Below are 14609 nucleotides of genomic sequence, written 5' to 3' on the forward strand. Positions count from 1 at the left end.
CGCAGATTAGTCTTCATGAAGGGGTGAGAGAGTGGATACAGGCACACATATTGCGATGGGCATCGCCATCAGCGGAATAGCGATGGCCGACCCCGCTGTCGCCTCCCATTCAGCGACCATGGGACCGGTGTTCGCAGGCATCATGCTCGGATCCCTGGCACCTGATACCGATACTGTCCTGAAATTACGGAACAATGCAGTCTATATACGGAACCACCGCGGAATCACCCATTCAGTCCCGGCAGTGCTCCTGTGGCCGGTCCTTATTTCCCTGGTGCTTTCCCTGTTCGTCCCGGAAGCGAATTTCCTGCACTTATGGGCATGGACGTTCCTTGCCGTGTTCATCCACGTGTTCGTCGACATCTTCAATTCGTACGGTACACAGGCGCTCCGGCCGTTCTCCCAGAAATGGGTCGCCCTCAGCGTCATCAACACCTTCGACCCGATCATCTTCGGGCTTCATGCCGCCGCCATCGCAGCGTGGATGCTCGGTGCGCCGCCTGTCCGGACGATGATCATCCTGTACAGTATCGTCTTCTTCTATTACTTGCTGAGGTTTGCAGTCCACGGCGCCGTGAAGAGGGCGGTCTGCAATACAATCCCTGACGCGGTCGACGTCTATGTCGCGCCGACGATGCGCTTCTTCCAGTGGCGGGTCGCCGCATCGACCGAGACCGATCATTATGTCGGCCGCGCATACGGACGTTCCATCAGCATATACGATCGGTTTGACCGCAAGCCGCTGCCCGACTCCCCTTACGTCCGTGCAGCGAAGACAGACCGCAATATCCAGGTATTCATGGGATTCTCGCCGATCTACCGGTGGGAGATCACGAAAGTGGATGTCCTGACCGAAGTCCGGCTCATCGATTTGCGGTACCGCAGCAAAACGTATTATCCGTTCGTCGCAGTTGCCCATATCGATGAAAACATGGAAGTCGTCAATTCCTATACCGGCTGGATCTTCTCGGAGGACAAGCTGCGGAAGAAACTGAATTTCATCCAGGATACATGATCACCGGCGGCTCATTTGCCACTTTTCACGGATGCGAGCATCGCGATCGGCAGCGCTTCCGCTGCCAGCTCGCCGCCGAGCCGGTATCCCCAGGCAAAGCGGCCTTTCAAATAGTCCACTTTGAAGAACACACCCTCGTCCCCCTGGATTTTATAGATTTCACCCGGTACGATGGTGGCAGGATCGACGAGGAATGATTGCGCCATCACCGCTTTCCGCTGGTAGACTGCAAACTCATTGAGGATACCGAGCTGTTCGGCTTTCCTCGCCTTCTCCATCAGGCGTGCAATCTCCGAACGGAGTTCCTGTTCGGTCATCTGACTGTATTTTTTGTCATTCTCCATTTTCTTCAAGCTCCTTTTTTTCAATGAACGCATCGATCCGGTCGAACGGGATCCCCTTTTGGTAGAGCGCCTGCTTCATGCGCTGTTTCCGTTCATAGCCGCTGTATTTACCACTGATGCGCCGCCATGCTTTTTCACCGGCTGTTTCTGTGATTGCCGTCCATTCGTCTTCATCCGGCTCGAATTCAATCGAGTTCACCGCTTCTTTGATGATGTCGAAGGAGAACCCTTTCCGCTGCAGTGCATTCTGTATGCGCTGTTTCAGCTGGACCGGCGCGATAGCTGCATTCTTCCGCGCCGCTTTTTGTGCGAGGCGCTTCGCAGTCGCAAGCTGCTCTTCCGGGTCGTATTCGTCAAGCACCGCTTCCTGGACGGACGGATCGATCCCTTTTTTCTTCATCTCCTGTCGGATGGCTTCCGGCCCCTTTCCACTTGAATTTTTCTGTGTGCTGAGAAGTGCTTCCGAGAACGCCGTGTCGTCGAGGAAGTTCAGTTTTTTCAATTTAAGGACGGCTTCCCGGATGACCGCATCCCCGAATTCGGCTTCGGTAAGTTTCTGTCTTACTTCCTGTTCGCTCCTCATACGATAGCCGAGAAAGTGCAGCGCCCTGTTGAAGGCACGCTGGATCTCTTCTTCGTAGATGAGGTCATCTTTCAGGAACTCATCCAGCGGCATCCCTTTCGTCAAGCCGAACTTGACGAGGCTCGATTCATGGACGCTGAAGAAAAAAGCATTATCCAGATAGATATTGTAACGTTCTTTGTCATTTTTCTGTTGTGTGATCTTTGTGATGATCGGCACGTCTTCACCCCCGCTGTTTCTAAGTATATCCGTTCTTAAACAGCCCGTCAGCTGAACCGAATCAAAACTTTGGAAGGGGTTGTTTCCATGGAAATCCTCGTCACCGGCGGCACCGGTTTCGTCGGAACCCGCCTGCTCGGCCTGTTAACAAATGAAGGTCATTCTGTCACCGTCCTGACAAGGGGACAGTCGAAAACAGAGGATGGCGTCCGTTATGTACAATGGCTCCAGCCGCATGCGCATCCTGAACGTGAACTTGTTCCGCCAGACGCAGTCGTCAACCTTGCCGGCGTGTCGATCAACGACGGCAATTGGTCTGAAGCCCATCAGCAGAAGATCTACAGCAGCCGGATGGAAGCGACGGACGAACTGCTGCGCATCCTGAAAAAACTCCCCGAGAAACCGGATGTTTTCGTCAATGCGAGCGCTGTCGGCATTTATCCGACATCCGAATTCCACGTCTACACCGATGAGTCACCCGAAATCGCCCATGACTTTCTCGGGAAGACCGTCCACGACTGGGAACAGAAGGCATCGGAAATGAAAGATTTCGGTTCACGGGTCGTCTTCACCCGTTTCGGTACAGTATTCGGAAATGGCGGCGGAGCGCTTCCGCTCATCGCCCTTCCCTACAAACTGTTCGCCGGCGGTCCGATCGGTTCCGGCCGGCAATGGATCTCCTGGGTGCATGCCGAGGATGCTGCACGCGCCATCCTGTTCGCGATTTCGTCGTCTTCACTGGAAGGGCCTGTCAACGTGACCGCGCCTGCTCCGGTCCGGATGTCGGAACTCGGCAGGACGATAGCCTCCCTCCTCCACCGGCCGCACTGGCTGCCGGTTCCAGGCTTCGCGATGAAAGCGCTGCTCGGCCAGAAGAGCAAGCTTGTCCTCGAAGGCCAGCACGTACTGCCTGAAAAACTGATGGGCAGCGGCTTCACTTTCCGCTACCCGGCGATCCGTCCCGCGCTTGCGGACGCATTGGACATCCGGGACGTATAGAATCCCATAATGAGCACACGTTAAGGAAAAAAGGAGTGTGCTCGATCATGATGGAACAACACGGCCCCGGCATTCTGATGGCAGCCTTCGTCATTATCGTCGGTCTCTCGTTCAACCCATTCTCAGCCCATGCCGATGAATTCCATTGGGGGTTCAAGAAAGCGCAAAACGGCGAGCAGCCGAATGCAGGTGGTGTCCTTGAAGGGATGCTTGAAGATCACGGCGCCATCTACAAGGGGAAGCCTGACAAGAAAGTGGCTTACCTGACGTTCGATAACGGCTATGAAAACGGCCTCACGGAAAGCATTCTGGACACATTGAAGAAAGAGGAAGCGCCCGCCACGTTCTTTTTGACAGGCCATTATTTGAACAGTGCCGCCCCATATGTCAAACGGATGGTCGATGAAGGCCACGGAATCGGAAACCATTCGTTCGGCCACCCGAACATGGCGAAACTGACGCCTGCCCAGATGGAGGAAGAATGGAAGAAGTTCGACAGCCTGCTTGAAAAGACGACGGGTCTGAAACGGACGATCTATGCCCGCCCGCCGGAAGGGATCTTCAACGAAAATGTGCTCGACGTCGGCAACAAACTCGGCTATCGCCATATTTTCTGGTCGGTTGCGTTTATCGACTGGTATGCGGACAAACCGAAAGGCAAGGCGTATGCCTACAATGAGCTGATGAATCAGCTGCACCCGGGTGCGGTGATCCTCATGCATACCGTATCGACGGACAATTCCGAAGCACTGCCGGACTTCATCCGTGATGCGAAGAAGCAGGGCTACACATTCGGCACGCTCGACGACTTGGTGATGGAATATGAAAATATCGAGCTCGGCATGGCCAATTGACAGCAACACGGTGAAACAGGCAGTTCCAGGGAAAGCCGCTTACGGACTTTACAGGAACTGCCTGTTTCACTTCATTATAACAATCATACCGTCTGCTGCGGCTGTTTCTTTCCGAGCCACGTCAGCAAGAACAAGATGCCGAGCATCGCACTGAACAAATACAGGTAGCTCGCCTGGAATGTCTCCAGCACATAACCGCCGAGTATCGGGCCGGTCAGACTGCCGATACTGAAGAAGATGCCGCAGAGCAAGTTGCCGGTCGGCAGCAGGGACTTCGGCGTCAAATCGGACATATACGCGACGCCGAGCGAAAACAGCGAACCGCAGAAGACACCGCCTGCGAAGAACGCGGCCATGATGGCGGCGGCCGAGAAACTGAATACCGCTGCACATGTGAAGGCGATCACACCTCCGCCCATCGCAATGAGCAGCACCGGGCGGCGGCCGATCCTGTCCGACAGGATGCCGAGCGGTACTTGGGAGAGGATCCCGCCAAATGCAAACGCCGGGATGATGACGGAGACCATGGTAAGCGGGATACCGTTCCGCAGTGCGTAAACGGGGAACATCGCATTCAGCGAGGACTCGAGAAATCCGTACGCCATCGGGCCGAGCATAGCTATGCCTGCAACGGCCACCGTCGCTTTCACCCGTTTTACGAAACGCCCTTCCGACGCTGTTCCAGCCATCACTTCCGGCATGTCATTCCTCAGTGTGAACACAAGACCCCAAGCGATCAGCGTCAGGCATGCGGATACGATGAACGGGAGGCCCTCGAAGATCGTCACGAGCGGTACGAACATCGGGCCTACCGCAAACCCGACACCGACGGATAGCCCATAGATCGAAATACTGCGGCCGAGCCGTTCCGGAGGGACTGTGCTCGTCACCCATGTCTGTGTAGCGAAATGAAGCGCATGGTCGCCGATGCCGATCATAAGCCGGAGGAAGAACCAGAACACGACACTCTTCCAGAGCGGAAACGACAGAAGTGAAATAATGACAATCAGCCCGCCGGCGATGATAACGGGCTTATACCCGAACCTGCGCAGCGGTGCTTCCATGAAAGGAGACACGAGAAGTGTCCCTATGTATAAGCCGGTGGCATTCAACCCATTCAGTGTACCTGAAATGCCATCGTTTTCGAATATCGACGAAATGAGCGGCAGCAGCATCCCTTGTGAAAACCCTGATATGGAAACGATGATGACGAGCACCCAAAACCGGTGCCTCTGCCGCTGCTCGGCACTCTTCATTCTTCCTGCACCCCTTTTCCTGCTGAAACCCTTATAATGATAGCATAACGAGGAGGGAATATTAATGAAATTCGAAATGACAGAACACGGCTTTGAAACGGAAACCGAGTTCGGCACCCTGATGATTTCGTCGAACGACGAAAAAGGCTTCCGTCCCTACCAGCTCATGGTATCCTCGATTGCTGCGTGCACGGGCGGCGTCATGCGCAAAATCCTGGAGAAGAAACGCATGCCTGCCGAGTCGCTGACAATTGAAGTGAAAGAAGTCATCCGTTCCAATGACGATGCGAGCCGTCTGGAAAAGATCCATTACCACATCACGGTGCGTGCGGAAGGTCTTACCGAGGAGAAACTTCCGAAGATCATGGAACTGACGGACAAGAACTGCTCCATGTATCAGTCCGTCGCAAATTGCATCGACGTGCGGAAGACTGTCGAGATCTTATAATAGACGGCCTTTTTCAAGTTGTGAATTGTAACAGCCCCTATTTTCCGGTACACTGTTGACAGGAAAGAGGTGTACGTCTTGCAGAACTCACAATCCCCTCAAGTGGAAGAGCTGAAAACCCGGCTCAATCAGTTTTTGGAAACGCTCGACACCATCGAACCGGAAACGACCGATCTGGAAGAGATCGACCGTCTTATCCGGCTCGTCGATGACTTGGAAATTCAAATGGGCAAGCTGAAATAAGGCAGCACTGAAAAACCGGCACGCCTCCTGTTCTCCAGGAGGCGTGCCGGTTTTTTGTATGCGTTCATTCATTCGATGACTTTTTTTGCTTATCGGTTCACTTTTCAGTTGAGTATGGTATAGTATAGATAATAGTAATTCTAAATAAGTAACTGGTATCGTTTTCGTCAGATTCCCCTATGTGAATCTGACTTTGTTGATTTTATATCGTAAGTGAAAGTGAAATTCATTCTCAATTAGGAGGGATCGTATGGCGACGTCTCATGCAACAGCGGAGGTTACTAAATCCGTGAACTGGAAAGAACATATTGAACTTGTGATGGCTGTCCTTTCAGGCATCCTGATCATGGCTGCTTGGCTGAGCGGGAAAAATGGGGCGGACAATACATCCATCGCCCTTTACGTCATCGCTTTCCTGATCGGCGGGTATGCGAAAGCGAAAGAAGGCATCGAGGAAACGATCGAGAACAAGGAACTGAACGTGGAGATGCTCATGGTGTTCGCGGCCGTCGGTTCTGCGCTGATCGGATATTGGGCGGAAGGTGCCGTCCTCATCTTCATCTTCGCGGTGAGCGGCGCTCTGGAGACGTACACGCTTAACAAAAGCCATAAGGAGATTTCTTCCCTCATGGAGCTGCAGCCGGAAGAAGCCCGGCTGCTCCTGAGTGACGGGTCGGAGCAGAGCGTCCCGACCGACTCGCTGACCGTCGGGGCACGGCTCCTTGTGAAAGCAGGCGAACGGATCCCGGTGGACGGCATCATACGAAAAGGCGCCACATCGATCGATATGTCCGCCATCAACGGCGAATCCGTTCCTGCCGATAAAAGGATGGACGATGAACTGTTTGCCGGCACCGTCAACATCAGCGGTGTTATCGAGATGGAAATGACGAAGCCGAGCAGCGAGTCGCTGTTCCAGAAGATCATCACGATGGTGCAGAACGCACAAAGTGAGAAGTCCCCTTCCCAGCAGTTCATCGAAAGGTTCGAAGGCCGTTACGTCAAAGTTGTCCTCGCAACAGTGGCGATCATGCTGTTCCTTCCCCACTTCGTGTTCGGATGGGACTGGACGACGACGTTCTACCGGGCCATCGTCCTCCTCGTCGTCGCGTCACCATGTGCGCTCGTGGCGTCGATCATGCCGGCTACCCTCGCTGCTGTGTCGAATGGTGCGAAGCGCGGCGTGCTCTTCAAAGGCGGCGTCCACCTGGAGCACTTGAGTTCCCTCAATGCAATCGTCTTCGATAAGACGGGCACGCTGACGACAGGCCGACCTGTCGTCACAGACTTCCTCGTCCGTGACGGTGCGTCGCAAGACGACGCCCTGTCGCTGCTCGCCGGAATCGAATCGCGTTCGAATCATCCGCTCGCAGCCGCCATCACCGCATACGCAGCAGAAAAGTCCGTCGAACTGCGTCGTGACTTCGAGATCGAAGAGATTCCCGGCAGCGGCCTGCGCGCCCGCCCCGAAGAAGGCGAAGTCATTGCCGGTAGTCCCCGCTTCGTCGGTATCATCGAGGCCCAGGCCTTCCTGGATGGCAGAGCACTGGCCCTGTCGGAAGAAGGAATGACCGTCGTATTCCTGAAGGACCGGTACGGCATCCTGGCAGCCGCAGCCCTGCAGGACGTTCTCCGCCCGGAAGCGGCAGCAGCCGTGCGGGAACTGAAGAAGGCGGGACTTCGGACGATCATGCTGACAGGTGATAACGAAAAGACCGCGCACGCGATCGCAGCCGAAGCGGGTGTCGATGAGTATACGGCAGAATGCCTGCCTGATACAAAAGTGGAGAAAGTGAAGGAACTGATGACGAAATACGGCGCGGTCGGAATGGTCGGTGACGGCATTAACGACGCTCCGGCGCTCGCCACAGCAACAAGCGGAATCTCCATGGGGGAAGGGACCGATGTGGCGCTTGAGACAGCGGATGTCGTGCTCATGAAAAACGATCTGACGAAACTTGCATATGCAATCCGGTTGTCCCGGAAGATGCAGCGCATCGTGAAACAGAATGTGTTCTTTTCCATCTTCATCATCGTCCTGCTGATCATCTCCAACTTCCTGCAGGTGGTCGACCTTCCGCTCGGCGTCATTGGACACGAAGGCAGCACGATCCTCGTCATCCTGAACGGACTGCGCATGTTGAATGCGTCACGATGAAAAAAGCAATGCATCCGCGTATCAGGCGGATGCATTGCTTTTTTGCCGCTGAATAATTTCAGCACGTTCTTTCGTTACGGCGTTGATCTGCCCGCCGATCATCAGGATGATCGCTGACAAGTAGAGCCAAAGCATGAGTACGATGATTGTCCCGATACTTCCATATGTCGCGGAATAGCTGCTGAAGTTCGAAACATAGAACGAGAACCCGAGTGTCGTGATGATCCACCCGACCGTTGCGAAGAGCGCTCCCGGAAGCGCCGTTTTGAACGGCAGCTTCACATCAGGCACCAGCCAGTAGATCAGTGTGAAGACGACCGCTATGAGTACCGGCGGCAATACGAAACGAAGAGATGCCCAAAGTTTCGCAAATCCTTCTTCCAGACCGAAGTACGAGAAGATGACGGAACCGATCTGCTGCCCGAAAACAGGAAGAACCAATGCAACTACTACAACGAGGACGAGCATCAGGGTAAAGACGATCGACATGCCCCGCTGGATGATGAACGAACGGGAATCCTCCTTGAAGTACGAACGGTTCAATGCTTTTGTCAGGGCGTTCATCCCTTTCGAAGCAGACCATAATGTCGCAAGGATCCCGACTGACAGGAGACCGCCGTGCCGGTTGTTAAGCACTTGCGATAAGTTGTCTTCGATCAGCTTGCCGACTTCAGACGGTGCATAATCACGGATGAACATCATGATCTCTGCCTGATCGAGGTTCAAGTACGGCAGCAGGGTGAACAGGAAGATGAACATCGGGAACATCGAAAGGAGGAAGAAATAGGACAGTTCCGCCCCGAGCCCCGATACATCGACCGTCTTGATGCGCAAGATGAGTTCCTTCATGAACCCCTCTTTTTTTGTCACGTCGAATGAGTGGATGTCCCCGTCCTTTATGTCGGATACGAAACCTCCCACTTTCGTATCCGAGAAGCCGCTCTTTTCGTTACCGGATCGGTGGGATACCTCATTTATGTAAGGCTTGTCCTGATGGGCCTTCTTGAGAGAAGGCGACCCACCGGACGTTTTTTTATCATCTTGTTTGTTCAATTCGTGTCACTCCTTTTGTACTGCAGCGCACTCAGGATGTAGCCGAAGGGGAATCTTTCAGGATTTCTTCATACTCTTCCTTCGAATCCGCGAATGTTTCCTTCGTATCCGTAACGAGCTCCTTCACTTGCGGCGTGAGCGACTTCAGCTCCTCCACTTGCTCCTTGATGTAGGAGACATCTCCGGAAAGCTGTTCGTAAGCCGCTTGGAACTTGTCCTTCTGCTCCATCAGCTTGTCTTTCAGCTCGTCCGGATTCTTCGCGTAATACGACAGCTCATTCGCCGTTTTCTTAGAAGTCGAAACGACCGTGGTGCGTGTCGAGCGGTCAATCATTGCTGCTGCGATCCCGAGCATTGCACCGATCAATACAAACCTGCCAAGTTTACTGTTTCCCATTCAAACAACCTCCAAATGATTATTGAATTTCTTACGGTATTATACCCTGGCAAGTTAAAACCAAACAAACCGGTCCTTATTTTTAAAAAAAGGCTTGACGTACGTCTATAAGTTTCGCAATATTAATAATAATCAACAAGCTCGCCTGCCTGCTTGGCTGGCCGGTGGATGGAAAGGGAGTGAAGCAGCACTGCGATTCAGCTGAACAAAGAAGCAGGACCAATTATAAGGGGGAATCGGGGATGGATCAGGTTCAAAACTTTTTAGGGAAAATGAGTGACTTCATCTGGGGGCCGCCATTGCTCGTTCTGCTTGTCGGCACAGGGATCTTCTTGACTTTCCGTCTTACTTTCATTCAACTCAGGCTGCTGCCGTACTCGCTTAAACAGGTATTCTCAAGGAATCACGATAAAAAGGCGGACGGGGATATCACCCAGTTCCAGGCACTGATGACCGCCATGGCGGCCACTGTCGGCGTCGGGAATATTGTAGGGGTTGCCAGTGCCGTCGCAACAGGCGGACCGGGTGCGATCTTCTGGATGTGGATCGCCGGGCTGTTCGGCATGGCGACGAAATACGGGGAAGCCATCCTCGCTGTCAAATACCGCGTCAAGGATGCGAACGGTCAAATGGCCGGCGGTCCGATGTACTATTTGGAACACGGGCTAAAACAGAAGTGGCTCGGCGTCCTGTTCGCCATATTCGGTGCATTCGCTGCATTCGGGATCGGTAACGGCACACAATCCAAAGCTGTCGCGGATGCCATGAATAACGCGTTTAACGTACCATTCTGGGTGACAGGTATCGCACTTGTGATCTTCGGCGCCCTCGTCATCCTCGGCGGCATCAAGTCAATCGGGCGCGTTACGGCGTTCTTCGTCCCGATCATGGCCCTATTCTATTTCATCGCAGGTGCAATCATCATCGTCATGAACTTCAACTTGGTGCCTGCAGCATTCGGCCTCATCTTCAGTGATGCATTCTCCGGCCAGGCGCTTGCAGGCGGCGCAATCGGAACGGTCATCCGTTTCGGAGTAGCCCGCGGGTTGTTCTCGAACGAAGCGGGCCTTGGTTCCGCACCGATTGCAGCGGCTGCAGCCCGTACTGACATGCCGGGTCGTCAGGCGCTGATCTCGATGACACAAGTCCTGTTCGATACATTGATCATCTGTTCCATTACAGGCGTCACGATCGTCATGTCCGGCCAGTGGGATAAAGGGATCGACAAAGGAGCGCTGACGGGCGTAGCATTCGGCGAGTTCCTCGGTAGCGCCGGGCCATACATCGTAACGATCGGCCTGATATTCTTCGCAACATCCACGATTCTCGGCTGGAGTTATTATGGCGAGAAGTGTTTCCAGTATCTGTTCCCGAATCCGAAAGCCGTTTTCGGATACCGCATCATTTTCGTCCTTTTCATCTTCGTCGGTGCGACTGCTACACTCGATGTCGTCTGGTCGCTCGCTGATGTCCTGAACGGACTCATGGCGATCCCGAACCTGATCGGGCTGCTTGGCCTGTCGGGTGTGATCGTCTATGAAACGAAACGGTTCCAGGCAAAGATCCAGGAAGAGAAGCAGCTGAAGGCAGGTCTGAAGGTTGACACGAAACCGGAATAATGGAATGATGGGTTCCATAGAAAGCGAAAGGCGGAAACTCTATGGATTTAACACAGCCCACTCCTGAAAACGTCTCGTACATGATCGAACAGATCAAGGAAAAACTGCGCATGGTGAACGTCGATGCCATGAAAGCGGAAAACTTCAGCACGTCACAATACGAAGACCTGCGCTACATTTACGACATGGTGATGAAACGGGAAACGATCACGCCGAACGAAATGCAGGCGATCGTGACTGAACTCGGTTCTATGCGCAGCTGATTATCTACAAACCAAAAAAGGACTGTCCGGACAGCCAGCAGATGCTGGAAGCCGTGACAGTCCTTTTTTCAGCTGTTCACTCGTTCGGTGTTTCGTAGGCGGTGCCGTCCTTCAGCACGAGCGGCTGGATCAGCACTTCAACCCGTCTGTTTTTCGCACGGCCTTCTTCCGTGTCATTCGGTGCGATCGGCCGGAATTCCCCGTACCCTTTCGCGCTGAACACCATCGGATCGATCTTATTGTTCTCGGCGATGATTGTCAGGAAGTTCACGGCCCGCATGACGCTCAGTTCCCAGTTCGACTTATATTTCCCGTTCCTCATCGGTACGTTATCCGTATGACCGGTGATGACGATCTGACGCGGTTTCTCGAAAACGAGCAGTTTTCCGATATCCGTGGCGATCGAACGGTACTGAACATCGATCTCCGAGCGGCCCGGTCCGAACAGCACGCTGTCCCGGATAGTGACCAGCAGGCCCTCTTCCGTCATCTTCGTATCGAACTGCCCTTCTAGTTTGTTCTCTGCAATGTAGTCTTCCAGGTTCTCCTGGATCTCACTCAGCGTACGCTGATCCTCCACGTAGGACGAATTCTCATTCTCCTCGCCTGCATCATCTTGCGGAAACGGTACTGCTGTTGGCGATGAGTTTTGCATTACACCTGTCCCGCCGTCGAAAATCTCACTGAAAACGGAGGACAGCTGGCTGAGCTTCGCTTCGTCGATGGAGCTCGATGCGAACAGGACGATGAACAGTGCAAGCAGGAGCGTCAGCAGATCCGAATACGGCAGGAGCCAGGACTCGTCCACATGATGCTCCTCTTTCTTGCGTTTACGCTTCTTTGGCAACTTCCCCCGCCTCCTTGCCTTTCGGGTCTTCGTTTGCTAGTTTGCGGCGCTCCTCCATGGAAAGGTAGGAGGACAGTTTCTGTTCGATGACTCGCGGTGCTTCCCCTTCGAGTACGGACAGGATACCCTCGATCATCATGTTTTTCTGACGGACTTCTTCAGCTGACTTCCGTTTCAGCTTGTTTGCGAATGGGTGCCACAGGACATACCCCGTAAAGATCCCGAGCAGGGTTGCGATGAATGCCGCGGAAATCGCGTGGCCGAGCTTTTCGATATCGTTCATGTCGCCGAGCGCGGCGATCAGTCCGATTACCGCACCGAGCACACCGAGAGTCGGAGCGTAGGTGCCCGCCTGGGAAAAGATCAGGGATCCTGCTGAGTGCCGGTCAGCCATGGCGTCGACTTCCTCACCGAGCACGTCACGGATGTATTCCGCATTCTGGCCGTCGATGGCAAGTCCGAGCCCGTTCTTCAGGAATGGATCTTCGATCGAGTCGGTCTGCGCTTCCAATGAAAGCAGCCCTTCCCTTCTCGCGATATCCGCCCATGAAGAGAACATGCGAATGATATTTGCATCGGACGACAGCTTCTGTTCCTTGAAGATGACGCCGAATAATTTAGGCACGCGCTTGATTTCGCTCATCGGAAACGCAATGACGACCGAAGCGATGGTTCCGAAAATAATGATCAGGATCGCTGCAGGGTTGATCAGGCTGGAAAGCGCTGCACCTTTCAAGAACATCCCTACGCCTAGCGCTGCAACCCCGATGATTAACCCGAACACTGTTGATAAATCCATGCGAAGACCTCCATGTCTTTCATACTGCTTATTATTTCGTCAAAAGATGACCGTTCTTTAGATAATCGGATGAGAAAACTCGACAATCTTCCGGGAAACCGATGGAAGCGATATCAAATCTTTCTTTTTGCACTTTTCGGATCACTATTGGTACTATATATGTAGACAGTGAAAGGGGATTATCGAGAGTGAAAACATTTGAACAGCAATTGCAGAATTACGCAGACCTCGCCGTGAAAGTCGGTGTCAACATCCAGCCTGACCAAAAATTGTTCATCAGCGCATCGACGGACACTGTGGAATTCGTCCGTATCATCGTTGAAAAAGCATACGCAGCAGGTGCACGACAAGTATTCGTCGACTGGAGCGATGATGTCGTCTCCCGCATTCGTTACGAGCAGGCGCCGGCCGATTCGTTCGCGGAGTTCCCATCCTGGAAAGCCGACGAACGCATTCAGCTCGGTGAACAGGGTGCTGCCTTCATGAGCATCGTGTCACAGAGCCCGGATCTTTTCAAGAATGTCGATCCAACGCGCATCCGCGATGCCCAAAAAGCGAGCGGACAGGCGCTGGACAAGTTCCGTCAAATGATGCAGGCGGACAAATTCAGCTGGACCGTCATCGCAGCGCCTTCGAACGACTGGGCTGCCCTCGTCTTCCCGGATCTGCCGGAAGCCGAACAGGTGCCCGCACTCTGGGACGCAATCTTCAAAGCAGTGCGCGCTGACAAAGAGGACCCGGTGGAAGAGTGGAAGCGCCATGACAGCACGCTGCACGAAAAAGTCGACTATCTGAATGGCAAGCACTATAAGAAACTGCATTACACAGCACCTGGAACGGATCTCACTATCGAGCTCCCGGAAAAACATACATGGTGCGGAGCCGGCAGCGTCAACGTCGACAATGCAGTCTTCATGGCGAACATGCCGACAGAGGAAGTCTTTACGGCACCTTTGAAAACGGGCGTCAACGGATACGTTTCCAGTACGAAACCGCTCAGCTATGGCGGGACGATCATCGATGACTTCAAGATCACTTTCAAAGACGGCAAGATCACCGAAGTGACTGCCGGTAAAGGACAGGACATCCTGGAAAATCTGATCGAAGCAGACGAAGGCGCCAAATACCTCGGCGAAGTTGCCCTCGTTCCGCATGAGTCCCCTATTTCTGCATCCGGCCTGCTTTTCTATAACACGCTGTTCGACGAAAACGCCTCCAACCACTTGGCGATCGGCAGTGCCTACGCTTTCAACCTGACAGGCGGCAAGGAGATGGACCGCCAACAGCTGGAGGAGAACGGATTGAACCAGAGTATCACCCACGTCGACTTCATGGTCGGATCGGGCGAAATGGATATCGACGGCATCCTGGAAGACGGAACGGCAGAACCTGTCTTCCGCAGCGGAACTTGGGCATTTTGATTGCGAATCCATAATTAGTTCGGAAACCTCTTAAAGTTTTTGTGAAAGTGCGGTATACTGGTAACAGTCACTGACTATTAACTTAGAGAGG

16 protein-coding genes are annotated in these 14609 nt (G+C 53.5%); 9 read left to right on the forward strand and 7 right to left on the reverse strand.

Translation table 11 applies throughout. From position 1 onward, the window contains the following. The first annotated feature begins 31 nt into the window (after positions 1-31). The gene (locus NFU03_RS10730; RefSeq protein ID WP_251638564.1) at positions 32-1015 is read left to right on the forward strand and encodes a metal-dependent hydrolase; all 984 of its coding nucleotides are present in this window, start codon (positions 32-34) and stop codon (positions 1013-1015) included. Between the two features lie 11 nt (positions 1016-1026). On the opposite strand, the gene NFU03_RS10735 is transcribed toward NFU03_RS10730, so the two are convergent. Then, positions 1027-1359 carry a YfhH family protein gene (locus NFU03_RS10735; RefSeq protein WP_251638566.1) on the reverse strand — a complete coding sequence of 111 codons (333 nt, stop codon included), beginning with the start codon at positions 1357-1359 and terminating at the stop codon, positions 1027-1029. Continuing rightward, positions 1349-2161, reverse strand: coding sequence for a recombination regulator RecX (gene recX, locus NFU03_RS10740; RefSeq protein WP_251638567.1), 813 nt, complete (start codon positions 2159-2161; stop codon positions 1349-1351). The genes NFU03_RS10735 and recX overlap by 11 nt, the downstream gene beginning before the upstream one ends. An 87-nt stretch (positions 2162-2248) precedes the next feature. Here recX and NFU03_RS10745 point away from each other — a divergent pair, with 87 nt between their 5' ends. Further along, on the forward strand, positions 2249-3160 hold the full coding sequence (locus NFU03_RS10745) for a TIGR01777 family oxidoreductase (protein WP_251638569.1): 912 nt from the start codon (positions 2249-2251) through the stop codon (positions 3158-3160). 47 nt (positions 3161-3207) lie between these two features. Next, positions 3208-4014, forward strand: coding sequence for a polysaccharide deacetylase family protein (locus tag NFU03_RS10750; RefSeq protein ID WP_251638571.1), 807 nt, complete (start codon positions 3208-3210; stop codon positions 4012-4014). An 83-nt stretch (positions 4015-4097) separates the two neighbouring features. Here the strand turns inward: NFU03_RS10750 and NFU03_RS10755 are convergent, their stop codons facing one another. Next, entirely contained in the window at positions 4098-5270 is a 1173-nt protein-coding gene (locus tag NFU03_RS10755) for an MFS transporter (protein WP_251638573.1), read from the reverse strand. A gap of 64 nt (positions 5271-5334) precedes the next feature. Between NFU03_RS10755 and NFU03_RS10760 the strand changes: the two genes are divergently transcribed. The 3 genes from NFU03_RS10760 (at position 5335) to NFU03_RS10770 (ending at position 8119) form a co-directional block, all read left to right on the forward strand. Further along, a complete protein-coding gene (locus NFU03_RS10760) occupies positions 5335-5718 on the forward strand; it encodes an OsmC family protein (protein ID WP_251638575.1) in 384 nt (127 codons plus the stop codon). 78 nt (positions 5719-5796) lie between these two features. Continuing rightward, positions 5797-5961 carry an SE1561 family protein gene (locus tag NFU03_RS10765; RefSeq protein WP_398290219.1) on the forward strand — a complete coding sequence of 55 codons (165 nt, stop codon included), beginning with the start codon at positions 5797-5799 and terminating at the stop codon, positions 5959-5961. 250 nt (positions 5962-6211) lie between these two features. Beyond that, a complete protein-coding gene (locus tag NFU03_RS10770; RefSeq protein ID WP_251638579.1) occupies positions 6212-8119 on the forward strand; it encodes a heavy metal translocating P-type ATPase in 1908 nt (635 codons plus the stop codon). Positions 8120-8140: 21 nt separating this feature from the next. On the opposite strand, the gene NFU03_RS10775 is transcribed toward NFU03_RS10770, so the two are convergent. Both NFU03_RS10775 and NFU03_RS10780 read right to left on the reverse strand, forming a co-directional pair. After that, a complete protein-coding gene (locus NFU03_RS10775; protein ID WP_251638581.1) occupies positions 8141-9172 on the reverse strand; it encodes a YihY/virulence factor BrkB family protein in 1032 nt (343 codons plus the stop codon). A 31-nt stretch (positions 9173-9203) separates the two neighbouring features. Next, complete coding sequence (locus tag NFU03_RS10780; RefSeq protein ID WP_251638583.1) at positions 9204-9569, reverse strand: YtxH domain-containing protein; 366 nt, start codon at positions 9567-9569, stop codon at positions 9204-9206. Positions 9570-9811: 242 nt separating this feature from the next. Here NFU03_RS10780 and NFU03_RS10785 point away from each other — a divergent pair, with 242 nt between their 5' ends. Both NFU03_RS10785 and NFU03_RS10790 read left to right on the forward strand, forming a co-directional pair. Beyond that, positions 9812-11188: an alanine/glycine:cation symporter family protein gene (locus NFU03_RS10785; RefSeq protein ID WP_251638584.1), complete on the forward strand. Its 1377-nt coding sequence runs from the start codon at positions 9812-9814 to the stop codon at positions 11186-11188. A 41-nt stretch (positions 11189-11229) separates the two neighbouring features. Continuing rightward, positions 11230-11451, forward strand: coding sequence for a DUF1128 domain-containing protein (locus NFU03_RS10790; RefSeq protein WP_251638586.1), 222 nt, complete (start codon positions 11230-11232; stop codon positions 11449-11451). A 76-nt stretch (positions 11452-11527) separates the two neighbouring features. Here NFU03_RS10790 and motB read toward each other — a convergent pair whose 3' ends face one another. Together motB and motA are read right to left on the reverse strand one after the other, a co-directional pair. After that, positions 11528-12298 (reverse strand): flagellar motor protein MotB, encoded by a 771-nt coding sequence (motB, locus tag NFU03_RS10795; RefSeq protein WP_251638588.1) that lies wholly within the window; start codon positions 12296-12298, stop codon positions 11528-11530. Continuing rightward, a complete protein-coding gene (motA, locus tag NFU03_RS10800; protein ID WP_251638590.1) occupies positions 12282-13097 on the reverse strand; it encodes a flagellar motor stator protein MotA in 816 nt (271 codons plus the stop codon). The genes motB and motA overlap by 17 nt, the downstream gene beginning before the upstream one ends. A gap of 188 nt (positions 13098-13285) precedes the next feature. Between motA and NFU03_RS10805 the strand changes: the two genes are divergently transcribed. Next, on the forward strand, positions 13286-14518 hold the full coding sequence (locus tag NFU03_RS10805) for an aminopeptidase (RefSeq protein WP_251638592.1): 1233 nt from the start codon (positions 13286-13288) through the stop codon (positions 14516-14518). Positions 14519-14609 lie beyond the last annotated feature (91 nt).

Origin of the sequence: Sporosarcina sp. NCCP-2716 (genome assembly GCF_023707985.1) — a bacterium.
In the GTDB taxonomy this organism is placed as follows: Bacteria; Bacillota; Bacilli; order Bacillales_A; family Planococcaceae; genus Sporosarcina.

Coding starts and splice junctions, on each gene's coding strand:
- NFU03_RS10735 (WP_251638566.1), bottom strand. CDS start 1,359: ATGGAGAATGACAAAAAATACAGTCAGATGACCGAACAGGAACTCCGT.
- NFU03_RS10745 (WP_251638569.1), top strand. CDS start 2,249: ATGGAAATCCTCGTCACCGGCGGCACCGGTTTCGTCGGAACCCGCCTG.
- NFU03_RS10750 (WP_251638571.1), top strand. CDS start 3,208: ATGATGGAACAACACGGCCCCGGCATTCTGATGGCAGCCTTCGTCATT.
- NFU03_RS10755 (WP_251638573.1), bottom strand. CDS start 5,270: ATGAAGAGTGCCGAGCAGCGGCAGAGGCACCGGTTTTGGGTGCTCGTC.
- NFU03_RS10760 (WP_251638575.1), top strand. CDS start 5,335: ATGAAATTCGAAATGACAGAACACGGCTTTGAAACGGAAACCGAGTTC.
- NFU03_RS10770 (WP_251638579.1), top strand. CDS start 6,212: ATGGCGACGTCTCATGCAACAGCGGAGGTTACTAAATCCGTGAACTGG.
- NFU03_RS10780 (WP_251638583.1), bottom strand. CDS start 9,569: ATGGGAAACAGTAAACTTGGCAGGTTTGTATTGATCGGTGCAATGCTC.
- NFU03_RS10785 (WP_251638584.1), top strand. CDS start 9,812: ATGGATCAGGTTCAAAACTTTTTAGGGAAAATGAGTGACTTCATCTGG.
- NFU03_RS10790 (WP_251638586.1), top strand. CDS start 11,230: ATGGATTTAACACAGCCCACTCCTGAAAACGTCTCGTACATGATCGAA.
- motA (WP_251638590.1), bottom strand. CDS start 13,097: ATGGATTTATCAACAGTGTTCGGGTTAATCATCGGGGTTGCAGCGCTA.